Raw genomic sequence first — 21,397 nt, 5'->3', positions numbered from 1 at the left:
GCCTCGCTGTGCTTGTCGGCGGCGGGGCGGGCACGCGCTGGGGTAGGCGCGCGCTTACAGCGTGACTCTCTCTTCAGAGGTGGGATGTGTCAATTGACATAATTAATGGCGGTACATCACGTCAACGGCCCACCGGGTGAATCCCAGCGACTCGTACACCCGGATGGCGGCCGGATTGTCCTCGTCCACGTACAGCATGACCTGTGAGAGGCCCCGGGCCCGCAGATGCTCCAGACCCGCCAGGGTGAGCGCCCGGCCGAGACCGCTGCCCTGCTCCGAGGGGTCGACCCCCACGACGTACACCTCGCCGATCGCCTTGTGCCCATGAGGTGCTTCGGGGTCGTCGTCGCCGTGCACCTTGGTCCAGTGGAATCCCGCGAGCCCCGAACCGGTCGCGGGCGGTCCGGCGCCCGGGCGCGGGGTGTCGCGTACGGCGAGGAAGAAGCCCGCCGGGTCGAACCACGGCTCCCGTTCACGCAGTATGAGGTCGTCCCTGGTCCAGGAGCCCTGCTCGGGATGGTGCGCGAAAGCGCGGGCGTTCACGGCGAGCCACGCCTCCTCGTCCGAGCCGGGCTCGAACGTGCGCAGCCGGACTCCCTCGGGCAGCGCCGCGCCGGGGATCGGCTCCAGCAGCGAGCGGCGCATCTGCCAGAGGGACCGTGCCCGGGAGAAGCCCATCGAGGCGGCCAGCCTGCCGGCCTCCCCGTGGTCGCCGTGTGCCCACAGGCGCAGCCGGCCCCCGCTCTCGGCCAGTGCGGCCTCGGCCAGCCGCCGCCCGTAGCCGCGCCGGCGGTGGCCCGGATGCACGACCAGCTCACCGCTCGGGCCCTCGACCTGGTCGGTGGGGTCGATGTGGGCGAAGCCCGCGAGCGTGTCACCGTCGTAGAGGAGCATGGCCTTGGCCCCGGGGTCGCCGCCGTAGCGCAGGTGGAGCATGACATGCTCGTTCAAGGGCCGGACGGAGTCGGCCTCGGTGGCGGCGTCCACCAGAGCGACCACGGCGGCGACCTCATGCTCTCCGAGCCGTTCACGGATGTCCACGCGCGCATTCATGCTGGAACTCTAATCTGGCACTAAACGCCATGAACTAGCGGGGTAAATCGTTACCTCTGGGTCGTTTATTGCTGGTCTTCCGACTCTAGCCTCGTGGGTTATGACCTCACGATCGTTCACGCGGGTCGCGGTCGCCGGCATCGTCGCGGCCACCGGTCTCGCCATCGCCGCCGGCCCCGCGTCGGCGCACCCGAAACCTCCGAAACCCCCCGTGACGGTGCCCGTCCGGCTGGTCTCCATCAACGACTTCCACGGCAACCTGGAGCCGCCCACCGGTTCGAGCGGTGTGATCGTCAACGAGAGCGGGGTGTCCGTGCCTGCGGGTGGAGCCGCCTACATGGCGACCCACCTCAAGTCACTGGTGAACGAGGACTCCGCGATCGTGGCGGCCGGTGACCTCATCGGGGCCACACCGCTGATCTCGGCCGCGTACCACGACGAGCCGACCGTCGAACTGCTGGGCACGCTCGGCCTGAAGGTCTCCTCCGTCGGCAACCACGAGTTCGACGAGGGCATCACCGAGCTCAGGCGCATCCAGAACGGCGGCTGCCACCCCGTCGACGGCTGCTCCCCGGCCGGTTTGTGGAAGGGCGCCAAGTACGAGTACCTCGGGGCCAACGTCCTGAAGGAGAGCGACGACCGGTACGCGCTGCCGCCGGTCGCCATCAAGAAGATCAACGGGGTGAAGGTCGGCTTCGTCGGCCTGGTCACCCAGACCACCCCCTCGATCGTGAGCGCCTCGGGCATCGCGGGCCTGAAGTTCGCCGAGGAGGTGGCGTCGGGCAACCGGGCCGCCGCCCTCCTCAGGCGCGCGGGCGTGAAGGCCATCGTGGTGCTCGTCCACGAGGGCGACAGCGTCGCCCCGAACCAGAGCCCGGACGCCTGCCCGGTCACTCCCGGAGCGGGCACCCGCATCGCCCAGGGCCTCAGCCCGGACGTCGACCTGGTGATCATGGGCCACTCGCACCAGGCGTACATCTGCAAGACCAAGGACCCGGCCGGTCAGGACCGCGTCTACACCCAGGGCTCGTCCTTCGGCCGCGTGCTGACGTCGGTCGACTTCAACGTGGACAAGAAGACCGGCGAGGTCGTGCGCTCCTCGGTCGTCGCCGACAACCACGTCGTCACCAGGGATGTCATCGCCGACCCGGCGACCACGCAGTTCGTGCAGACCTGGAAGGACCGGGTCTCGACGGTCGCGAACAAGCAGGTCGGCCAGATCACCACGGACATCACCCGTGTGGCCGGCCCGTCCGGCGAGACCGCGCTCGGCGACCTGATCGCCGACGCCCAGCTCGAGGCCGCCAAGACCGGCGGCAACGCCGAGATCGCCTTGATGAACCCCGGCGGCGTGCGCACCGACCTCACCTACGCCCAGAGCGGCTCCGAGGGGAACGGCGTGGTGACCTACGGCGAGGCGTTCGCGGTGCAGCCGTTCAACAACCTCGTGCAGGTCGTGACGCTGACCGGGGCGCAGCTTGACGCGCTGCTGGAACAGCAGTGGCAGAACGGCGGGGCGACGGTGAAGATCCTGCAGCCGTCGGCGTCGCTGAAGTACACGATGAACCTCTCGCAGCCGATCGGGTCGCGGGTCTCCGGCATCACGATCAACGGCACGCCGGTGACCGACGCCCAGTCGATCAGGGTCGCGGCCAACAACTTCCTCGTCGGCGGCGGAGACGGCTTCAGCGTCTTCACGCAGGGCACCGACCTGTGGAGCGGGCCGCTGGACATCGACGCGTTCGTCACCTACCTGGGCGCGCACACGCCGACCGCCCCGCCGGTCGTGAACCGCATCACGGTCGCCGGCTAGGCGGCATCACCTGAGGCTGACGGGGCTCGCTCCCACGACCGGTTCGTGGGGGTGGGCCCCGTTCCCGTTCCTCGGCGGCCGGCCGAGGTCAGCGGTGGGCGGGCGCGGGCTCGCGGTCGTCGATCTGCTCGCCGCCGCGGTCCGGGACGAACCGGTAGCCGACGTTGCGAACGGTGCCGATCAGGGACTCGTACTCGGCGCCCAGCTTGGCACGCAGGCGCCGCACGTGGACGTCGACGGTGCGGGTGCCGCCGAAGTAGTCGTACCCCCAGACCTCCTGCAGCAGCTGGGCGCGGGTGAAGACCCGTCCAGGGTGCTGCGCGAGGTACTTGAGCAGCTCGAACTCCTTGAAGGTCAGGTCAAGGGCCCGGGTGCGAAGCCGGGCGGTGTAGGTGGCCTCGTCGATGGAGAGGTCTCCGCTGCGGATCTCGTCCGGCACCTCCTCGGTGGCCGCGATCGAGAGCCGGCCGACGGCCAGCCTGAGCCGAGCCTCGACCTCCGCCGGGCCCGCCGTGTCGAGGAGGACGTCATCGGCTCCCCATTCGGCGGTCATCGCGGCCAGGCCGCCCTCGGTGACGATCACCATGAGCGGGCAGTCGATGCCGGTCGTGCGAAGGAGGCGGCAGAGGCTCTTGGCGTGCACGAGCTCCCTTCGCGCGTCCACCAGCACAGCGTCGGCCGGTGGGGCGTCGATGAGCGCCGACGCTTCCGCGGGAGCGACCCGGACCGAGTGGAGCAGCAGCCCGAGTGCGGGCAGCACCTCCGCCGAGGGCTCCAGAGCGTTGGTGAGCAGGAGCAGGTTACTCACAGCACCTCCTAGTCAAGAGGCTGACCGGGGGGCGAGACGCGATGGCCTGTTCACGCACCGCATTGCCTCCTCCCCGCGTTGTGACGGCGCCAGCCGTACAAACACGTAAAGGACCCGGGGGCTACGTCGCCCAGGTCCCGTCAGTACGTGAGGATAGCCCACAGGTAGGCGGGTCCAAAGTGCGTCGATCTGGTGAACGGTCCATCACGTGGGAAATAAACGTAACCATTCCCTCGCGATGGGTAATCGACACTCGCGCGACGCTCGTGGGTAGACGACAGAGGTGGCTGATGGCAAGGGGTACGGTCCGCTACTGGGCGGCGGCCAAGGACGCCGCGGGGATCGCCGAGGAGCCGTTCGACGCGCTCACTCTTGGTGACCTCGTGGCACAAATTACACGTAAATCTGAAAATCCGGATCTAGTGCGCGTGCTCGAGCGATCATCGTTCTTGGTGAACGGGCATCCGGCCGGCACGCGTGACCGCCATGCGGTGGAGCTGTCCGAAGGGGCGACGGTGGAGGTCCTGCCTCCCTTCGCCGGCGGCTGAGCCGGAACCGTGACCAACTTCCCTCCGTCGGCCGGTCATGTGGGATAGCGTCCTGCTGCGCCGCCCTGGTTGAGGGGGTTTCGCCGGTGATGCCCAGGGGAGTAGGGGCGGAGCGCGGATACTTTCACAACAGGTGGGCCCTCCCGAAGGAGTCGGATGCGCAAGTTGATTGTGTTCCTCATCCTGCTCGGCATCCTCCTGGCCGTCGTCGATCGTGTCGCCGTGGCGGGCGTGCAGCGCGAGGTCGCCCGCCAGGTCGCGGCACAGTACGACCTGTCGACGCCGCCCACGGTCGAGGTGCGCGGCATCCCGTTCCTCACCCAGGCGATCTCCGGGCACTACGAGCGGATCGACGTCGGGATAGGGGCGTGGACCACGCCCGACGGCGCGAAGATCTCCCGGATCGACGCCGTCCTCCACGGGGTGAACGCCCCGCTCATGGACCTGATCCAGAACACCGCCAAGGCCGACATCCGTGCCGAGCGGGTCACCGGGACCGTGGTGATCTCGCGGGCCACCCTCGACGCCCGGGCTCCTAGCGGGCTCCGTGTGGAGGGCAACGGCGACGACACCCTCAACGTCACCGGGAAGATCACGGTGGCCGGCATCGCCATCCCCGTCACGGCGAAGATGAAGATCGCGGTGGTCCCGGGCGGGATCCGGCTGACGCCCGAGAGCGTCAACGGCATCCAGGTGCCGAACGCCAGCCAGGCGCTGAGCTTCAGCGTGCCCATCAAGGACCTGCCGCTCAATCTCAAGATCGAGAAGGTGCGCACCATCGCGGAAGGGCTCGCCGTCGACGGCTCGGCGACGAACGTGCCGCTACGTGCCTGAACCGGAGCCCGTCGCCGTACGTCAAGAGAATGTGAGTCCCGCCGGAACCGCCGACGAGCAACTGATTCGGACACTCTTCGATGAGCACGCGGGGTCACTTTACGGTTACGTGTTGCGATTGACGGGCGATCCGGGCAAGGCGGAGGACGTGGTACAGGAGACGCTGTTGCGGGCGTGGAAGCACCCTGACGTGCTCACCGACCGTCCGGTGCGGGCGTGGCTGTTCACCGTCGCCCGCAACCTGGTCGTCGATCATCACCGTGCCCGCAAGTCCCGGCCGCAGGAGACCACCGACGAGGCCCTCGCCGTGATACCGGCCGACGACGAGCTGGAGCGTGCGGTGGAGTCCTGGGGGGTCGCCGACGCGATCGCGGCCTTACGGCCCGAGCATCGGGCGGTGTTACTGGAGACCTACTACCGCGGCCGGTCGGTCAAGGAGGCCGCCGAGGCGCTGGGCATCCCACCCGGAACGGTCAAGTCGCGCACGTACTACGCGCTTCGCGCGCTGAAGCTGGCACTGGAGGAGCGGGGGCTCGCGCCATGAGCGCCTGTGAGGACGTGCGGATGGCGCTCGGTGCGCACATCCTCGGTGCGCTCGACGCGGATGAGGCCGTCCTGATCGAGGCCCATCTCGCGACATGTCCGGAATGTCGCGCGGAGTTCGACCAGCTGCGGATGATCACCGTGCTGCTCGCCAAGGTCTCTGAGGAGGACATCGAGCAGGCGGCCAGCCCTCCGCACGCCGTGCTCGACCGCATGATCGCGGCGTCGGCCAAGCGTCACCGCGTGCACAGGCTGCTGCTCGGCCTGGCGGCGTCCCTGGTCGCGGTGGTCCTCGCCGGTACGGCCTGGCTCGCCGTGGACACCTCACAGGAGGCCGCCACGACGGCCGCGGGCGCGCCAGAGGCGCGAAGCGCGCCCGCGGACGCCGCCCAGCGCGACCAGGCGAACTCCGGGCGCAGCCTGACCTCGCCCAGCGAGTCGCCCCTGCTCAAGCAGGACGAGCCGGCGCCCCCTGACAGGACCGTCCCCGTCGCGCTCACGGGCGAGGGCGGCGGGGTGCGTGCCAAGCTCAAGCTGTTCCCCGGCGACGAGGGCACGACGGTCCAGGTCTCGATCTCCGGCGTCCCGGACGGAACCTCCTGCCGGGTGACCGCGATCGGCATGGACGGCACCCGGTCACCGGCGGGCAGCTGGACGATCGACGACGCCGACTACCACGGGGGGCCCGCCACCTTCACCGGGCACACCGAGCTGACGATGGAGCGGATCCGCGGCTTCGACATCCGCACCGCCACTGGCAAGCGGCTGGTGTCGATCCCGTACACCCGCTAGGCCGGGCCGCTCACCCGGGCCGCTCACCCGGGCCGCTCACCCCGGGCGGCTAACCCCGGGCCGCTCACCCCGGCCGCGGCGGGAATGGCGGCCCGGCGGCACGTGTTGTCGCAGGCGATGACAGGCCTGCTGGTGCTCTGCGTGACGCTGGCCGCCGGTCTCATCGTCGGGCTGGCGATGCGGCGGCGGAGCGGCGCCGTGCGCGCTGTGAGGAGTGAGATGGACCTGGTGGCCGCGGGCGACCTCGGAGCGGAGCTGGGCGAGCGCGCGACGCTGGTGCAGTTCTCGACGGCCTTCTGCCAGCCCTGCCGCGCCACCCGGCGCATCCTGTCGGAGGTCTCCGGCATGGTGCCGGGCGTGCGGCATGTGGAGATCGACGCGGAGTCCCGGCTCGACCTGGTCCGGCGGTTCGACGTGACGCGCACGCCCACGGTCCTGGTGCTCGACCAGGGCGGCCGGGTGGTCAAGAAGGCATCCGGCCAGCCGCGCAAGGCCGACGTGATCGCGGCCCTGGGCTTCACCGCGTCTCACGAATCGGACTCGACGTGACAGATGGCAAGACGGCAGGTAGTGTCCATCGTATGAATCCCTCGACAGAGCTGCTGACGAAGCGGCGCGCGGTTGACTTCTGCCGCGTAGCCACCGCGCTCTGTCGTATGGCCTGAGGGCGATCTCGCGGCCTTTGCCGCACCGATCTGAATAGTGCCCGATCTTTGCGTTTCCGGCACGACCCCTTCAGGAGCTTCCCGCTATGCAGGTTGATCCCAGAAGCACGCGGTTCGCCGCGGCCGCTACGACGCTCATCTTGGCGCTGGTCCTGCTCACGGGCAACGCCTGGCTGCTTCTCGCCCAGGGTGTGCTCTTCGCCCTGGGGGCCGCCGGAGTCTCGCCGTACGGGTTGATCTTCAGACGGTCGGTGCGGCCGAGACTCGGTCCGCCGGCGGAGATGGAGGACGCCGCCCCGCCCCGCTTCGCGCAGGGTGTGGGCCTGGCCTTCGCGCTCGCCGGGCTGATCGGATTCACCGCGCAGATCACACCGCTCGCACTGGGTGCGACCGCCGCGGCCCTGCTCGCCGCGTTCCTGAACGCAGCCTTCGGTTTCTGCCTCGGCTGCGAGATGTACCTGATCATCCGCCGCCTAATGCCCGCCGCAACCCGATAACGGGAGGTTCCCTAATGAGCCGCTCCGCCGTACTGGTGGACGCCGACTGGGTCGAGGCCCATCTCGACTCCGCTGACGTCGTGCTCGTCGAAGTCGACGAGGACGCCAGTGCCTACGACAAGGGCCACATCCGTGGCGCCGTGAAGATCGACTGGAAGAAGGATCTGCAGGACCCGGTCCGCCGCGACTTCGTGGACCGTGAGGGCTTCCAGGCCCTTCTCTCGGCTCGGGGCATCGGCAACGACGACACCGTGGTCCTCTACGGCGGCAACAACAACTGGTTCGCCGCCTACGCCTACTGGTACTTCAAGCTCTACGGTCACGAGAACGTCCGTCTCCTCGACGGCGGCCGCAAGAAGTGGGAGCTCGACTCCCGCGAGCTGGTCACCGAGGTGGCGGCCCGTCCGGCGACGCAGTACACCGCCAAGGACCAGGACCACTCGCTGCGGGCCTTCCGCGACGACGTGGTCGCCGCGATCGGCAAGCTCAACCTGGTCGACGTCCGCTCGCCCGACGAGTTCTCCGGCAAGCTTCTCGCCCCGGCCCACCTGCCGCAGGAAGCGGCGCAGCGGGGTGGCCACATCCCGACCGCCCGCAACGTCCCGTGGTCCAAGGCCGCCAACGACGACGGCACCTTCAAGTCCGATGAGGAGCTTCGCTCGCTCTACGGCGGCGAGGGCGTCGACTTCGACAAGGACACGATCGCCTACTGCCGCATCGGCGAGCGTTCGGCTCACACCTGGTTCGTGCTGCACGAGATCCTGGGCCAGCCGAACGTGAAGAACTACGACGGTTCGTGGACGGAGTACGGCTCGCTCGTGGGCGTGCCGATCGAGTTGGGGGAGGCCCGCTGATGACCGCTCAAGGTTGCGCCGCACCGGAGCAGACCGTCACCCTGCCGGCCGGGATCGATCTGTCGACCCAGGCCGTCATCCAGGGTGTCGTCACCGGCGCCGGCACGGCATACGCCCGCCTTCTCGACCACACGGGGGAGTTCACCGGCGAGGTGGTGGTGTCCGACGAGGGCATCTTCCGCTTCTTCGCCGCGCCGGGCTCCTGGACCGTGCGCATCATCGCGGGCGGTGGCATCAGCAAGGACGTCACCGTGGAGGCCCGCCTCGGCGAGGTGTCCCAGCTTCAGGTGGCCGTCTGACGGTCGCCGCCGTGAGGGCCGGTGTTCCCGTACGGGGACGCCGGCCCTTCGCATGCCGGTTCGTGGCGTCACGGAATCGGACTTTCTTCCCATGATGCGGGTGCGACCGGTGAGGCGTCCTCGATAGGATTCACCGGATGTCCGAATCCCCCCGCACCCTGTCGGTCTGGTCGCTGCCGTGGCACACCCTGCGGCTGGCCGGGCGCTGCCTGCTGCCGCTCGTCATGTGGTATTCGGCGGGTGAGCTGGCGCGCTTCGGCCTGCTCGTCGGGGGCACCGAGCTGTCTCACGGCTCCATGCGCGACCTGCGGCTCGCGTTGACCATGCTCGTCTTCGTCATCCTGGTCATGGTCTTCATGCTGGTGACCGTGGGCATGTTCTACTCCCTCCGCGGGGCGCTGTACGAGATGCGCGCGAGGCGCTCCGAGGGGGAGGACGAGGGGTTCGTCGGCAGCCTGAGCCGGGTCATCGTCCCCTTCGCCGTGCTCTACGTGAGCTGGGGATGGCACAGCACCGACGTCCGCGACTTCGTGAGGGTCGATCAGCAACGCCAGAGCGGCGAGTACGGCTATCTGGGGGCCATCAGCGATCCCTTCACCGGGCAGGCGATGGACACCGGCCGCGGGCTCATCGACCTGAACTACAACGTCACGTTCGTCATCATGATCGTCGCCTTCCTGGCGCGCTATGTCCTCACCCTGTGGCAGGACCGGAAGGGCAGCAGGGCCGCCGCCATCGCGGTCGCGTTCTGCGAGCTCGCCTTCTTCTACTACGGCACCCAGGTGATCGTGTCGCGGGGCACCTGGATGGGCGACCGGGCCGCCATCACCTGGTGGAACGACCTCCTCTCCACCCTCCAGACGACCATCCCCGGCTGGGAGGCCTTCTGGGGCGCGGTCGGCGAGATCAAACCGTACGCCTGGGACGCTCTTCTCCTGTCCGCCGTGTGGCTGACGCTCGCGATCCTCATGTACGGCGCCTACGCCGAGGACGCCCAGACGGTCATCAAGGGCACCCGCCTGGAGACGACGGCGACGCAGGCCGGGCAGGCGCTGGCCAACCGCACCCACTCACTGACCCGGCGGACGCTGACGAGGTTCTTCGGCCGCTGGGCGCACTGGGTGCCGCTGGCCCACACCCTCCGCCTCACCTTCAGGGGAGGCGCGCCGCTGTTCGGGCTGTTCGCCCTGTGCTTCGCGGCGATGAACGTGGGCGCCGGCTACGCCAGGCGAGGCCTTCTCTACCTGGTGGGCACCGATCACCCGCTCCTGTTCTGGAACGTGGCGCTGGTGCCCATCGACTTCGTGGTCGGCCTGGTCGTGACGGTGCTGACGACGTGCCTGCTGGCGGCGACGTTCGACATCGCGGCCGGCGCCGAGCGCAGGCGGCGCGCCCAGCAGGTCAGCGGTCGAAGCGCAGCGCCGGCCCCGACTCCTCGAGCCCCACACGCTGGCTCGGCCACACCATCAGCTCCACCTGGTCTTGCAGTGCCTTCGGGACCACGCTGAGCAGGTTGAATCGGGCCGGCACGCCGGGCCGCATGTCCTCGGGGCTCTTGTACGCCTGCGCCAGCCACGTGCGCCCGGTGTCGTCGGCCATGAAGAAGCCCGGCGGGCTGGTGTCGTAGTACCGGCCCTCGGCCGTCAGCGCGGTGCCGTCGATGTCGATCTGCAGCATCACCCGGTCGGCCTGCATTCCCGCGGGCTGCTTCGCCATGGGGGCGATGCTGAGGACCCGCCACGTGGCGTGCTCCAGCTTCGCCGGCTCTCCCTGGGGGACATGCCGCACCTGAGCCGGGATGTGGTCCATCTCGTACCGGTGGAGCTGGTCGTACCCCTGAACGCCGAGGAGGGCGGCCGTCAGCCCCACGGCGCCGAACAGTTGCAGGCCGACCTTCGCGGCAGTCGGCATCGGACGCCGGCGCCGCGCAGGGGGCGCCGTGGCGGGACGAGGCTCCCCGGCGGAATGGTGCTCCCCGGCCGCGGGACCGGCGGGATGGTGCTCCCCGGCCGCGAGACCGGCGGGAGGCGCCATCCCGAAGAGCGCGCCGCCCGTCGCCTGCGTTTCCACGCCCGGCGCGGGAGGAGAGACCCATCCTCGGTGCCGGGCCCGGTTCCCGCCGTCGATCACGGGGATGGGCACCGTGGAGCTGCCTCGGGGTTCGGGGTCGGGGGAAGGCAGGGGCCACACCCGGGCGTCCGGGCGGGGCGGCCGCTTGGTCGGGGTGAACCAGGACGGTTCGGCGGCCGGAGGCGCCCAGACGCCGGTGTCGCCGGGATTCTGATCGCTCATCAGCCGCTCACCTCATAGACGTCCTTGGCGGCCTGGATCATCTGGCCGGCCTTGGCTCCGTCCAGGCCGAGATCGAACGACGCCTCGGCCAGATACTGGTCGCCGAAGATCGTGCTGGCCTTCTGCGACACCACCACCCGGGCTCCGGGCACCTTGTCCGGCGGTACCTCGAAGAAGAACAGGCCGGAGCCCCACCAGCCCGGCTGGACCCACTTGGAACCCAGCGTCGCGGTGTCGGTGACGTGGTCGGTCACGTCGAACCGCAGGCCGTCGGCCGTGACCAGGTGCGAAGTGAGCTGGATCGGGCGCCGCGGAGCGGTCGCTCCCACCTTCACGACCAGGAACACCTTATCGGTGGTGTCCTCGTCGGTCCCGAACTGCTTCTTCACCCGCACCGACTTGGCGAACTCCACGCGGTCGAGGCGGGCGGAGAAGACGTCGGTGCTGACCGCCTCCTGGATGCCGCCGGAGACGGTCAGCGGGTCGTCCAACCGGCTGCCGTCCAGGACGAAGGTCTGCACGTACACGGCCGCGCTGATCAGGATGACTCCCAGAGTCGCGGCGACGATCTTGCGCCAGACCGGCACGCGGGGAGGCGGCGCCACCGGAGGCGGCGCGGGGCGGTGCGGCGGGGCCTGGGGCACGAACCCGGGGGAGGCGGCCATCACGCGGACTCCACCGTGACGGGCAGCCGCACCTGGGCCGCCACCTTCGGCCGGCTCTGGCTCGTTCTTCCCTTCTTGCGGTCCTCCTCCGTCGGAGGCGCTGTCTCGGTCACCTGGTACCACTCATAGGTCTGCGAGACGAAGGTCTTGGTCCACTCGAAGGTCCCCGCGTCGATCTGGACGCTCTTCGGCGGCTGCTGGCCCGGCCTCATCTCGAACGCCATGATCACGGTCGACGTCACACCTGGATGAAGCTGGCTGTAGGTGCTGCGGCCCGATGAGGAGACGACGATCCTGGGGCCGGAGGTGATGGGCGCGTCCTTCGCCTTGATCTTCTTCTGGTCCGCCCACACGGTGGGGAGCGCCCTGTCCATCAGATATGCGGAGACCGTTCTGTCGGACTGGTTGGTCACCTTCATGATGATCTGCAGGTAGCGCCTGCCGGGGACTCCCAGCCCGTCGTTCCCGGCCCGTCCGACGACGGCGTCCTCGAACCGCGTGAGCACCTGGCCCTGGTCGAATTCCGCGCCCTTGGTGAGCTGCTCGGGCTCGTCGGGCGCCTCCTCCAACCCGCCGAAGGCCGCGCTCACTCCCACGGACACGGCCGCGAGAACGGCCAATACCGGTATGAGCACCGGTCGCCGGCGTGGACCGCCGCCAGGGGGGGTGGACGTCATGCCACAGGATGGTAGTCGGTGCTTCTTCCCCTTCCGCATCGTTCGTCCCATAGACACACACTGGATACCAGCAAATGCGTACGAACCAGACAAATGGCCGAGGAAACCGGGAGTGTCACGGTCCCTGGCTCTGATCCCGAGGTCTACGGAATCCTGACTGCTCGTTGTGGAGATGCCCTGCGAGCCGCCGGTGTGATCGATACCATGCGCACGATGTCCGATTCGTTGGCCTTGGGGGCTGGGTCGCCGCCCGCGTCCGCGCAGGCGTCCCCCGCCGTCCGCTGGTGGAGACGCTCGCCGTACGGGCTTCCGCTGTACGCGCTGGCGATCTGGGGGCGATGCCTGGTCCCGCTCGTGCTGTGGTTCACGCTCGGCAAGCTGGGGCGCTTCGGGCTCCTGGTCGCCGGGTCCGAGCTGTCGCACGGCTCGTTCCGCCCGTGGCGGCTCGCCGCGGTCATGCTGATCTTCATCGTCATGGTGATGCTCGGCATGGTGGTGACCGTCGGCATGCTGTACTCCCTGCGGGGAGCGCTGACGGAGATGCGCGCCCGGCGCGCGGCGGGCGAGGCGGGAGGCGACGCCGGGGACCCGGGGCACAAGGAGGAGCCGCTGCTCACCGGGCTCGGGCGCTCGATCATCGTCTTCGTCGCCATCTACCTCGCGTGGGGGTGGCACACCGCCGACGCCCGTGAGTTCGCCGACGCCGACATGGAGCGGTACGCGGACCAGTACGACACCTACACGGCCGCGCTCCTGAACAGCGCCGTGGCCCCGGGCGCCGCCCCCGCCCGGCCCACCCCTCCGGACGCCGGGACCAACCTGGTGCTGGACCTGAAGGTCGCCATCGCGTTCACGGTCCTGGCCGTGATCGCCCGCCACGTGCTGTCGGCGATCCACCAGCGCAAGGGCGGGACGGGGCTCTCCTTCGGCGTGGCCTTCTGCGAGCTCGCGTACACCTTCTACGGCGCGGTCCTGGTGTTCACCTTCGCCGACGGACGGTCGGCCTGGCTGGAGGGACGCATCGCCACCACGTGGTGGAACGAGCACTGGGCCGCGCTGGAGGCGGCGCTCCCTGGCTGGCGGACCGCCATGGAATGGCTGGCGGGCATGCGCCCGCACCTCATGGAGGCGCTGGTGGTCCCGCTCACGTGGCTGACCCTCGCCATCCTGGTCTACGGGGCCTCCTCGCAGGACGGTCGCGCGCTGATCAGGGGCACCCCGGTGGAACAGGCCGCCGACGCGGTCGAGCGGCGTACCCACCGGCTGACCCGGCAGGGCGCCGGCCTGCTGTTCGCGCGGTCGGGCCTGGACCGGTGGCCGCCGGTGCTCAACGCCCTGCGGCTCACCCTGCGGGGCGGCGCCCCGATCTTCACGGTGATGTGCCTGTGCTACATGCTGCTACGCGTGGGGATGGACTACGCCGAGCGAGGGGCGTACTACCTGATCGGCACCTCCCATCGCCAGCTCGAATGGGAGCTCTACCAGATCCCCGTCCACTTCGGCCGGGAGCTGCTGTTCACCACGCTGGCGCTGTGCCTGTTCGCCGCCACCTTCGACGTCTCGGCGACGCGTCAGCGCGCGAAGCGCAGCGTCTCGGCGGACGAGTAGCTGAGCACCAGTTCCGCCGTGTCCTTCAGCTCGTTCGGCACCGCCGCGACCACGATGAAGGACGTGGTTCTGCCCGGTTCCAGGTCCGAGCCGGTCGGCGTCTCGGCGGGCAGGGCCTGCCACCTGCGCCCGGTGCCGCGGTCACGTGCCTCGAAGCGCGGCGGGAGGTAGCCGCCGACGTCCTTGGCCGAGATCGGGGTCACCCGGACGGTCGCGATCAGGGACGTGGCGTCGCGGTGGTCGCCGGCGGACCGCGCACGGACCGCCAGGCTCGCCTGCCAGGACATCCCGTGGAGCGCGGCGCTCTGCCCGCGCGGGACGTCCTTGACCACTTCGGCCGGATAGCGCTGGGCGATCCACGCCGACCGGTCCCACCACTGCACGCCCACCGTGACCGCGACCAGCGCGACCGCGGCCACCAGGAGCAGGGTCGCGCGTATAAGGCGGGGCATCCTCCGCCGGCCCGCCGGCCCTGCCGGGACGGGGGAGGGTTCCGGCGCCGCGGTGGCGATCGAGGCGGCCGGCCACGACCCCGTGGAGAAGATCGACTCCTGCCCGGACGAGGGCGTGTCACGGGCGACCGGTTTGAAGGCGTCGAAGGACGGTTCCCCGGACTCCTGGGTGCTTCCGTGCTTCTCGCTCACGCGCTCACTCCTCGGCCGCCAGTTGCCAGGAGGTCTTCACGTCGTCGAGCAGGCGCCTGGCCGCCGCGCGGTCGGCCGAGATCGGCAGCTCGGCCTCGGGAAGAAGCTGGTTGTAGCGGTTGGGGTAGATCGTGTCGTAGATGCCGTTCGAGGACGGCGCGGAGACGACGATCGAGGCCCCCGCAAGCGCCTCGGGCGGGATCTCGAACACGAAGACCACATCGACCCACCAGCCGTTCTGGACGGGGCGATGGGGCAGCGTGAACGCCGGGCCGACCCGGTCGGTGGCCGCGTACTCCACCCCGTCCGCCGTACGGAGCCACGCGTCGTCCAGCCGCGTCGGATCTCCGGGAGAGGTCGCGCCGATCGTGACGACGATGAAGACGTCCTGGGTGCCCACCCTGCCGGACTTCTTGATCGTGACCCGTCCCGTCTCCGGGTCGGTCGAGGTCGTGAGCAGTCGCAGGGACCGGGCGGCCACCACCTTCTCGAGCCGGGCGCTGAACCTGCCGGTCACGGCCACCCCTCCCGCCGCCGCGTGGCTGGTCAGCGGGGCGTCCAGCTTGTCCTTGTCCATCGCGAACGTGTGGGCGTACACCGCCGCGGCGCCGATGGCGAGCGCGACGACCCCGTTCCCCAGGGCGTGCGAGAACCGCCCGCGCCTCGCGCCCTCCGCGGGCGGAGCGCCGATCGGACGCTCGGCGACGAGTGGCCCGGTCATCACACCGCCTTCCGTACGGGAACGGTGACCCGCGCGACGACCACGGGCGCGCCCGTGTCGTCCTGCACCAGGGCGGCCCTGTGGCGTCCGGTCAAAAAGTCCTCGTGGTTCTCGTAGACGCCGACGTCGACGCCGACGAGGTCCGGGTACTTCCCGGCGCCGGGCTCGTCGCCCGACGCGCTCCGCTTGCGGAGCCGGACGGTGACGGCCGAGGTCCGCTTCGGCGGCAGGAGCCTGCTGGGGGCGCCCTCGCCGGGCACGGTGGTGTCGTACAGCCACGTGCCCCCGGCGCCCGGGGCGCTCCCGGGGGACATCAGCGTCTCGCCCTCGCGCGACACGATCCGCAGCAGGGAGTTCTCCAGGTACGCCAGAGGCACGCTCACCTCCGCGTCGTTGTAGATCTTCAGGCTCAGGTCGAGGACGGTGTGCCGGGGCGCGTGCGGATCATCGCCGTCGAAGGACACGGCGTGCACGATCGCGTCCTCGATCTTCGTGCGGAACAGGTCCTGGTCGATCTCCTCGCCCACCCGCCGTTGCGGAGGCTGCTGCGGTGGAGCCTCCACGAGACCGCCGAGGGCGGCGATCGTCCCGAGACCGGTCGCGGCGAGCAGGACGGCGGCCGGTGCGAGGAGCGGACGCCGGCGACGGCGACCGGGGAGGACGGAGGATGACATGCCTCACGATCGTAATCGTTGGCCCTTTCCCATCTGCCCCGTTTATCCCATCGAAGGGCGTCAGACGTCAGGAATCTGGGCCGAATGGCGAGAACCCTGCCCGAATACGAGGTGCACCTCATACGCTGTCACAGTCGGAGAGCGAGTCCACGGCACGGAGCCGGCAAGCTCCCCACGAGCGCGACCATTGACAGGTGGAGGTCCGGTGGCGGACGTACACCCAGAGCATGCACAGCTGCAGGCTGACCGGATCTACCTCGGCTGGCAGTACGCGATGCTGTACCCCGATCCCGGCCCGCCGCCAAGGCGCCCGTCCCCGGGAGAGATCCCAGAAGAGCCCATCGCGGTCGACCCGGCCTGGGTCCGGCGGGAGCGCCTGCAGGAGGACCTCCTCAACCGCCCGGTGAAGATCGTCGGGATCTTCATGGCCATCCTCGCGATCATGATCCTGGCCCTCGGCGTCAGCGAGATGATCGGCTGGCCGTTCGTCGTCATCGGCCTGGTCGCCACCGGCGGGGTGGCCTCGATCTGCGGGTACGCCGTCCATCAGGGCGAGCGCGCGCTCCGTTCCCGCATCAGGGAGCAGGAGGCCCGCGCCGGCCAGCGCCGCGAGCGCCGCGAACGCGAGCTTTTCGACGCCCAGGAGGAGCACGCCGAGCGCTACCGCGAGTGGGCCGCCAGGAAGGACCAGTACGACAAGCAGCTCACCTGGTACGCGGTGGCGGTGCCCGACGAGATCGACCGCATCGACGTCGCCGGTGGCACGCTCCCTGGCTGGTCCGCGCTCATCACCCTGCTCGGCGCCACCCGGCTCTACAGCGGCGGCCACCTCACCGTGCTCGACCTGTCCGAGGGCGCGATCGCCAAGGATCTGATCGAGCTGGCCAGGCGCGGCGGCGACGACCCCCTGGTGTGGGTGCTCCCGGTCGACCTGCCGAGGCTCGACCTCGGCGCGACGCTGCCCCCGGAGGCCTTCGCCGACGTGCTCGCCCACGTGGTCAGCGTCAGCGAGGAGCACCGCACGACCCGCGACCTGAGCTTCGACAACGCCATCCTCGAGCGGGTGCTGGAGGTCCTCGGCGAGAACGCCACGATCAACCAGGTCACGGCCGCCCTGCGCGCCCTCGCCCAGGTGGGCGACCCGCGTGACGACCTGCGGTTCGGCCTGCTCACCGCCACCCAGCTCGAGCGCATCGGCACGCTGTTCGGCAGGGGCGTGACCGACCGCGTGGTGATCGAGCGCGCCTGGGCCCTGGAGTCCCAGCTCCGCAAGCTGGAGACCCTCGGGTCCGAGGCGGTACGGCTGCCGCCCGCGCGGCTGCGCGTGGTCTCCATGGACCGCCAGGCCGGGGTCTTCGGCAACCGGGTGCTCGGCACCTACGTCGCCACCGCGCTGACCCACATCCTGCGCCAGTCACCGGCCTCCGAGCGGCCCTGGTACCACACGATCATCGTCGCGGGCGCGGACAAGCTCCGCGGCGACGTGCTCGACCGTCTGATGGACGCCTGCGAGACCTCGCAGACCGGTCTGGTGCTGACCTACCGCTCCCTCACCCCCACGGTCAGGGAGCGCCTCGGCCGAGGGCACGCCGCCGTCGCGTTCATGCGCCTCGGCAACGCGGAGGACGCCCGGGTCGCCAGCGAGCACATGGGCACCGAGCACCGCCTGGAGCTGGCCCAGCTCACCGAGACCATCAGCCCGGCCGTGGACGGCGTGAACAGCTCCTACACCTCCACTGTGGGCGAGAACGCCGGCCGCATCGGCCCGGAGGAAGAGGAGAAGGACGAAGGCGACCTCAAGGAAGGCATCACCGAGTCCACCGAGTGGGGGCGCAGCGCCAGCAAGGCGATGGGGGAGGAGCGCGTGCTCCACCGCAGCCGGGAGTTCCTGGTGGAGCCGCACCAGCTCCAACAGCTCCCCACGACCTCGGTGATCGTCACCCATGCGACGGCCGAAGGCCGGCAGGTCCGGCTGGCCGACGCGAACCCGGCCATCCTCACCTTCCCCAAGACCACCTTGGGCGAGTTCGAGGAGGTACGCCGTGTCATGCTCACCCCGCCGGAGCCCGAACCGGTGCTCGAGGACGACCCCTTCCCGCCGAACCTCGGCCCGCCGCCGGAGCGGCTCGACTGGCGGACAAGGCATTGAACAGGTAATCCCCTGGTAAACGTCAGTGGCATTAGGGATTTGGGCTTGATATGCAGGCAAGCGTGTCCTCCGCAGCGCCCAGCGCGCCGTTCCCTCTGAGTGGTCCGTGGTATCGCATCCAGGCGATCACCGCCCCCTCGCGCAGCTCCTCGGCCGAGTGGGACTTCGTCACCGTCCTGCCCGCCGTGCTCTCCGCCGCCCAGCGCAACCGGCCCTTCGTCATCGGCTGGCTGTCCCGGGGGTCCGGCGCGCCGCTCGAGCTCATCACCAACGCCGGGCCGCTCACCCCTCCCCGCCCGCCCCGCCGCGCGTCCAGCGCCACCGTCGAGGAGCCGCCACAAGGGGTGCAGCCCCTGCTGTTCCCCGGCGGCGCGCGAGGCGTGGAGATCGGTGACGACTGGCTGGCCGACCTGGCCGACCTGGCCTGGACACCCTGCCCGGGCCGCCAGGCGCCGCCGCTGAACGGGCGCAGGGAGCCCGGCCCCGACGAGCTGCTGCGCCCGACGCTGTTCGAGTCCACGCTGGTGACGCTGATGTCGCGCCCGTTCGCCTGGCTGGTGGTGGCCGAGCCCACTGACCTGCTGGACGCCGAGGTGGCCCACCTGCGCACACAGCTGAACGTGTTGCGGCAGTACGGCGACGCCTCCGAGCGCAGCAGGTACGACGCCGAGCGGGCCGAGCGGCGGATGCAGGAGCTGGACGCCTTCCGCGAGGCCGGGCTGTGGAACGTTCGAGTGCTGGCCGGGGCCGCGGGCCCCGACGAGCTGCGGCAGATCGCGCCGGTGCTCGTCGGCTCGGTGGAGATGAGCCATCATCCCTACCGGCTGCGCAGCGCGCTGTCGCTGCCCATCCTCGCCGGCTTCGGGCGCTCCACGTCCGTCGAGCCCGTGTACGGCTTCACCGAGGCGCTGGGCGTGACCCTGCAGGATCCGGCCGACGGGGCGGCGGCGCCGTTCGCGGCCACGGCCGGGGCGCTGGCCGCCCTGGCGGGGCTGCCCCGCCGCGAGGTGCCCGGCGTGCGCGTGCTGGACGCCGGGTTCTTCGACGTGACCAGCGAGGCGGACGTGCGCAACACCGGCGAGCCGGTGCTCGACCTGGGCGCGATCGTCGACGGGCAGGACCGCGCGGTCGGCTCGTTCCGGGTGCCGCTGGCGACGCTCAACCGGCACGCCTTCGTCACGGGGGCGACCGGGTCCGGCAAGTCCCAGACCGTGCGCCACCTGCTGGAGCAGCTCACCGAGGCGGGCATCCCCTGGCTCGCGATCGAGCCGGCCAAGTCGGAGTACGCCGCGATGGCCGGGCGGGTCGAGCACCTGTCCCCGCTCACGGTGATCAACCCCTCGGCGCCCGACAACGTCCCCTTCAGCGTCAACCCGCTGGCCCCCGAGCCCGGTTACCCCGTGCAGGCGCACATCGACATGGTCAGGGCCCTGTTCATGGCGGCCTTCGACGCCGAGGAGCCGTTCCCGCAGATCATGTCCCTGGCGTTGCAGCGGGTCTACGAGGCCAACGGCTGGGACGTCGTCACCGGTGGCGGGATCCCCGGGGCGGCCGTGCAGCCCGCGGTGCCGACGCTGGAGCAGTTACAGACGCATGCCCTGGAGGTCATCCAGGAGATCGGGTACGGCAACGAGGTGCAGGCCGACGTCGAGGGCTTCATCAGCCTCCGGCTGCGGAGCCTGAGGGTCGGCTCGGCCGGCCGGTTCTTCGAGGGCGGCCACCCCGCCGACATCGGCGGGCTCCTGCAGCGCAACGTCGTGTTCGCGATCGAGGACGTCGCCAACGACGAGGACAAGGCGTTCCTCATGGGCACGCTGATCATCCGCATCGTCGAGCACCTCAGGATGCGCGCGCGGCAGGAGAAGGCGCGCGGCCTCCAGCACGTCATCGTGATCGAGGAGGCTCACCGGCTGCTGCGCGACCGGGGCTCCCAGCGGGCCAGCACCCACGCGGTGGAGTTGCTGGCGGGGATGCTGGCCGAGATCCGCGCGTACGGCACCGGCATCGTCGTGGCCGAGCAGATCCCCACCAAGCTCATCGCCGACGTCGTGAAGAACACCGCGCTGAAGGTCGTGCACCGGCTCCCGGCCGAGGACGACCGCAGGCTCGTCGGCGCGGCGATGAACCTCAGCGAGGAGCAGTCCCGCCAGGTCGTCTCGCTCCAGCCGGGCGTCGCCGCGGTGTTCGCCGACGGGATGGACCGCCCGCTGCGCATCCAGGTGCCCCTCGGCGAAGAACGGGAGCACACCCTTCTTGGCCCCATCCCGCCGATCAGGGGCCGCCGGTCCGCGGCCTGCGGGCACGAGTGCAGCACAGGGAAGGCCTGCACGCTGTTCGAGCTGCGCGAGGCCGACCTGCTCGCCGACGCCCCCGAGTGGGCGTGGCTGCGCATCTGGACCGACACGGTGGTGCTCGCCTTCTGCACCAACCGGTCGCTGCCCGGCGTCCCGCGTGTCCTCGCCGACATCTGGGCCGAGCTTCCCGCAAGGCGGCGCGAGTGCCTGCTGGCCACGCTGGTCGAGCGCGCGGTGGCCCGGCGCGCGTGGTCGCTGCGCACCTTCTACGACCCCAGCCTGCTCACCGTGAAGGCGGCCGAGGTGGCGGCGGCCCTGCTCGACCCGCCGGAGGAGTCCGAGCACGTCCCCGGCGGGCGTCCCGGCGCCGCGTGGGTGATCCCGCAGGTCCGGTGGGTGCACGAGGTCGACAGGCTCTTCCCCTACGGTCACCAGGCGCCGAACCTGCGCAGTCCCGCGCCCGCGATGGAGTACGCCCTGTTCGGCACCGACCCCTCCGGCCGGCCGTACCCGCACCTGGGGGTCAACGGCTCGGGGCCGGTGGACACGATGGCCCGCACCGAGCTGCTCGGCCATCGGGCCAAGGCACTGCGCCACCACCCGCTGTCGATGGAGATGGACCGCAACCGGGCGCTCGCCTGGCGGGTCCTGCTCGGCGACGACGAGCACGAGGGCATCCAGAAGGACTTCGCGACCGTGGCCATCGGCATCGAGCCGCGCGACCGGGTGCGTCACATCGCCCAGACGATGGGCGCGGCCTGGCTGGAGACCGTGCTGTCATGGCCCCGGCGCTTCGTGCTCCCCTTCGAGGGCGGCCCCGAGCACCAGGCGGAGCTGTCCTTCCTTGACTAGCAGCGTGGAGTGATTTTGGTCATAGTCGCGGGGGTTTGCCGATATTCCTCCCTGTAGCGGGCCGCCTTTGACTGCTTGAGAGGAACTCTTCGCGCGAGCCCCACTAGGATCTCGG

Annotated in this window: 22 protein-coding genes; 14 read left to right on the top strand and 8 right to left on the bottom strand. The window is 70.4% G+C overall.

Annotated elements, in window-relative coordinates; genetic code table 11:
* Positions 1 to 102: 102 nt before the first annotated feature.
* On the bottom strand, positions 103 to 1,053 hold the full coding sequence (mshD, locus tag ABD810_RS38020; RefSeq protein ID WP_344952558.1) for a mycothiol synthase: 951 nt from the start codon (positions 1,051 to 1,053) through the stop codon (positions 103 to 105).
* Between the two features lie 100 nt (positions 1,054 to 1,153).
* Here mshD and ABD810_RS38015 point away from each other — a divergent pair, with 100 nt between their 5' ends.
* Positions 1,154 to 2,866 (top strand): bifunctional metallophosphatase/5'-nucleotidase, encoded by a 1,713-nt coding sequence (locus ABD810_RS38015; RefSeq protein ID WP_344952556.1) that lies wholly within the window; start codon positions 1,154 to 1,156, stop codon positions 2,864 to 2,866.
* An 88-nt stretch (positions 2,867 to 2,954) separates the two neighbouring features.
* Here ABD810_RS38015 and ABD810_RS38010 read toward each other — a convergent pair whose 3' ends face one another.
* Positions 2,955 to 3,674 (bottom strand): response regulator transcription factor, encoded by a 720-nt coding sequence (locus ABD810_RS38010; protein ID WP_344952554.1) that lies wholly within the window; start codon positions 3,672 to 3,674, stop codon positions 2,955 to 2,957.
* 290 nt (positions 3,675 to 3,964) lie between these two features.
* Here ABD810_RS38010 and ABD810_RS38005 point away from each other — a divergent pair, with 290 nt between their 5' ends.
* The 10 genes from ABD810_RS38005 (at position 3,965) to ABD810_RS37965 (ending at position 10,214) form a co-directional block, all read left to right on the top strand.
* Positions 3,965 to 4,222: a MoaD/ThiS family protein gene (locus tag ABD810_RS38005; protein WP_344952552.1), complete on the top strand. Its 258-nt coding sequence runs from the start codon at positions 3,965 to 3,967 to the stop codon at positions 4,220 to 4,222.
* A gap of 156 nt (positions 4,223 to 4,378) precedes the next feature.
* Positions 4,379 to 5,056, top strand: coding sequence for an LmeA family phospholipid-binding protein (locus tag ABD810_RS38000; RefSeq protein WP_344952550.1), 678 nt, complete (start codon positions 4,379 to 4,381; stop codon positions 5,054 to 5,056).
* Positions 5,049 to 5,600, top strand: a complete 552-nt coding sequence (locus tag ABD810_RS37995; RefSeq protein ID WP_425567034.1) for a sigma-70 family RNA polymerase sigma factor — start codon at positions 5,049 to 5,051, stop codon at positions 5,598 to 5,600. Before ABD810_RS38000 ends, ABD810_RS37995 begins: the two co-directional genes overlap by 8 nt.
* Positions 5,597 to 6,391 carry a zf-HC2 domain-containing protein gene (locus ABD810_RS37990; RefSeq protein WP_344952546.1) on the top strand — a complete coding sequence of 265 codons (795 nt, stop codon included), beginning with the start codon at positions 5,597 to 5,599 and terminating at the stop codon, positions 6,389 to 6,391. Before ABD810_RS37995 ends, ABD810_RS37990 begins: the two co-directional genes overlap by 4 nt.
* A gap of 117 nt (positions 6,392 to 6,508) precedes the next feature.
* Positions 6,509 to 6,940, top strand: coding sequence for a thioredoxin family protein (locus tag ABD810_RS37985; protein WP_425567033.1), 432 nt, complete (start codon positions 6,509 to 6,511; stop codon positions 6,938 to 6,940).
* Between the two features lie 32 nt (positions 6,941 to 6,972).
* Complete coding sequence (locus tag ABD810_RS41215; protein ID WP_380838093.1) at positions 6,973 to 7,056, top strand: putative leader peptide; 84 nt, start codon at positions 6,973 to 6,975, stop codon at positions 7,054 to 7,056.
* A gap of 86 nt (positions 7,057 to 7,142) precedes the next feature.
* Complete coding sequence (locus tag ABD810_RS37980; RefSeq protein WP_344952544.1) at positions 7,143 to 7,553, top strand: DUF4395 domain-containing protein; 411 nt, start codon at positions 7,143 to 7,145, stop codon at positions 7,551 to 7,553.
* 14 nt (positions 7,554 to 7,567) lie between these two features.
* Complete coding sequence (locus tag ABD810_RS37975; protein WP_344952542.1) at positions 7,568 to 8,407, top strand: sulfurtransferase; 840 nt, start codon at positions 7,568 to 7,570, stop codon at positions 8,405 to 8,407.
* Positions 8,407 to 8,706 carry a DUF1416 domain-containing protein gene (locus ABD810_RS37970; protein ID WP_344952540.1) on the top strand — a complete coding sequence of 100 codons (300 nt, stop codon included), beginning with the start codon at positions 8,407 to 8,409 and terminating at the stop codon, positions 8,704 to 8,706. Before ABD810_RS37975 ends, ABD810_RS37970 begins: the two co-directional genes overlap by 1 nt.
* Positions 8,707 to 8,843: 137 nt before the next feature.
* The gene (locus tag ABD810_RS37965) at positions 8,844 to 10,214 is read left to right on the top strand and encodes a hypothetical protein (protein ID WP_344952538.1); all 1,371 of its coding nucleotides are present in this window, start codon (positions 8,844 to 8,846) and stop codon (positions 10,212 to 10,214) included.
* Here ABD810_RS37965 and ABD810_RS37960 read toward each other — a convergent pair.
* The 3 genes from ABD810_RS37960 to ABD810_RS37950 are packed head-to-tail and all read right to left on the bottom strand — an operon-like array spanning position 10,108 to position 12,265.
* Complete coding sequence (locus ABD810_RS37960; RefSeq protein ID WP_344952536.1) at positions 10,108 to 10,998, bottom strand: hypothetical protein; 891 nt, start codon at positions 10,996 to 10,998, stop codon at positions 10,108 to 10,110. The genes ABD810_RS37965 and ABD810_RS37960 overlap by 107 nt on opposite strands.
* Positions 10,998 to 11,663, bottom strand: coding sequence for a hypothetical protein (locus tag ABD810_RS37955; RefSeq protein ID WP_344952534.1), 666 nt, complete (start codon positions 11,661 to 11,663; stop codon positions 10,998 to 11,000). Before ABD810_RS37955 ends, ABD810_RS37960 begins: the two co-directional genes overlap by 1 nt.
* Positions 11,663 to 12,265: a hypothetical protein gene (locus ABD810_RS37950; RefSeq protein WP_344952532.1), complete on the bottom strand. Its 603-nt coding sequence runs from the start codon at positions 12,263 to 12,265 to the stop codon at positions 11,663 to 11,665. The genes ABD810_RS37955 and ABD810_RS37950 overlap by 1 nt, the downstream gene beginning before the upstream one ends.
* 288 nt (positions 12,266 to 12,553) lie before the next feature.
* Between ABD810_RS37950 and ABD810_RS37945 the strand changes: the two genes are divergently transcribed.
* Positions 12,554 to 13,948 carry a hypothetical protein gene (locus ABD810_RS37945; RefSeq protein WP_344952530.1) on the top strand — a complete coding sequence of 465 codons (1,395 nt, stop codon included), beginning with the start codon at positions 12,554 to 12,556 and terminating at the stop codon, positions 13,946 to 13,948.
* Here the strand turns inward: ABD810_RS37945 and ABD810_RS37940 are convergent.
* Genes ABD810_RS37940 through ABD810_RS37930 form a run of 3 tightly spaced genes read right to left on the bottom strand, consistent with a single transcriptional unit; the run spans position 13,912 to position 15,987 of the window.
* The gene (locus ABD810_RS37940) at positions 13,912 to 14,592 is read right to left on the bottom strand and encodes a hypothetical protein (RefSeq protein ID WP_344952528.1); all 681 of its coding nucleotides are present in this window, start codon (positions 14,590 to 14,592) and stop codon (positions 13,912 to 13,914) included. The genes ABD810_RS37945 and ABD810_RS37940 overlap by 37 nt on opposite strands.
* Before the next feature lie 4 nt (positions 14,593 to 14,596).
* A complete protein-coding gene (locus ABD810_RS37935) occupies positions 14,597 to 15,313 on the bottom strand; it encodes a hypothetical protein (protein ID WP_344952525.1) in 717 nt (238 codons plus the stop codon).
* On the bottom strand, positions 15,313 to 15,987 hold the full coding sequence (locus ABD810_RS37930) for a hypothetical protein (RefSeq protein WP_344952523.1): 675 nt from the start codon (positions 15,985 to 15,987) through the stop codon (positions 15,313 to 15,315). The genes ABD810_RS37935 and ABD810_RS37930 overlap by 1 nt, the downstream gene beginning before the upstream one ends.
* Before the next feature lie 205 nt (positions 15,988 to 16,192).
* Between ABD810_RS37930 and ABD810_RS37925 the strand changes: the two genes are divergently transcribed.
* Both ABD810_RS37925 and ABD810_RS37920 read left to right on the top strand, forming a co-directional pair.
* Complete coding sequence (locus ABD810_RS37925; RefSeq protein ID WP_344952521.1) at positions 16,193 to 18,136, top strand: hypothetical protein; 1,944 nt, start codon at positions 16,193 to 16,195, stop codon at positions 18,134 to 18,136.
* Positions 18,137 to 18,198: 62 nt separating this feature from the next.
* Positions 18,199 to 21,282: an ATP-binding protein gene (locus ABD810_RS37920; protein ID WP_344952519.1), complete on the top strand. Its 3,084-nt coding sequence runs from the start codon at positions 18,199 to 18,201 to the stop codon at positions 21,280 to 21,282.
* Positions 21,283 to 21,397: the final 115 nt, after the last annotated feature.

The sequence above is a fragment of the Sphaerisporangium flaviroseum genome, from assembly GCF_039537005.1.
Lineage (GTDB): Bacteria > Actinomycetota > Actinomycetes > Streptosporangiales > Streptosporangiaceae > Sphaerisporangium > Sphaerisporangium flaviroseum.
This window is presented reverse-complemented; position numbering and strand designations above follow the sequence as displayed.

Bases quoted from the DNA above. Each gene is read 5' to 3' on its own strand.
- ABD810_RS37965 (WP_344952538.1), top strand. From the start codon at position 8,844: ATGTCCGAATCCCCCCGCACCCTGTCGGTCTGGTCGCTGCCGTGGCAC.
- ABD810_RS37980 (WP_344952544.1), top strand. From the start codon at position 7,143: ATGCAGGTTGATCCCAGAAGCACGCGGTTCGCCGCGGCCGCTACGACG.
- ABD810_RS37975 (WP_344952542.1), top strand. From the start codon at position 7,568: ATGAGCCGCTCCGCCGTACTGGTGGACGCCGACTGGGTCGAGGCCCAT.
- ABD810_RS37985 (WP_425567033.1), top strand. From the start codon at position 6,509: ATGACAGGCCTGCTGGTGCTCTGCGTGACGCTGGCCGCCGGTCTCATC.
- ABD810_RS38000 (WP_344952550.1), top strand. From the start codon at position 4,379: ATGCGCAAGTTGATTGTGTTCCTCATCCTGCTCGGCATCCTCCTGGCC.
- ABD810_RS37970 (WP_344952540.1), top strand. From the start codon at position 8,407: ATGACCGCTCAAGGTTGCGCCGCACCGGAGCAGACCGTCACCCTGCCG.
- ABD810_RS37930 (WP_344952523.1), bottom strand. From the start codon at position 15,987: ATGTCATCCTCCGTCCTCCCCGGTCGCCGTCGCCGGCGTCCGCTCCTC.
- ABD810_RS37945 (WP_344952530.1), top strand. From the start codon at position 12,554: ATGTCCGATTCGTTGGCCTTGGGGGCTGGGTCGCCGCCCGCGTCCGCG.
- ABD810_RS37960 (WP_344952536.1), bottom strand. From the start codon at position 10,998: ATGAGCGATCAGAATCCCGGCGACACCGGCGTCTGGGCGCCTCCGGCC.
- ABD810_RS37955 (WP_344952534.1), bottom strand. From the start codon at position 11,663: ATGGCCGCCTCCCCCGGGTTCGTGCCCCAGGCCCCGCCGCACCGCCCC.
- ABD810_RS38005 (WP_344952552.1), top strand. From the start codon at position 3,965: ATGGCAAGGGGTACGGTCCGCTACTGGGCGGCGGCCAAGGACGCCGCG.
- mshD (WP_344952558.1), bottom strand. From the start codon at position 1,053: ATGAATGCGCGCGTGGACATCCGTGAACGGCTCGGAGAGCATGAGGTC.
- ABD810_RS41215 (WP_380838093.1), top strand. From the start codon at position 6,973: ATGAATCCCTCGACAGAGCTGCTGACGAAGCGGCGCGCGGTTGACTTC.
- ABD810_RS37935 (WP_344952525.1), bottom strand. From the start codon at position 15,313: ATGACCGGGCCACTCGTCGCCGAGCGTCCGATCGGCGCTCCGCCCGCG.
- ABD810_RS38015 (WP_344952556.1), top strand. From the start codon at position 1,154: ATGACCTCACGATCGTTCACGCGGGTCGCGGTCGCCGGCATCGTCGCG.
- ABD810_RS37990 (WP_344952546.1), top strand. From the start codon at position 5,597: ATGAGCGCCTGTGAGGACGTGCGGATGGCGCTCGGTGCGCACATCCTC.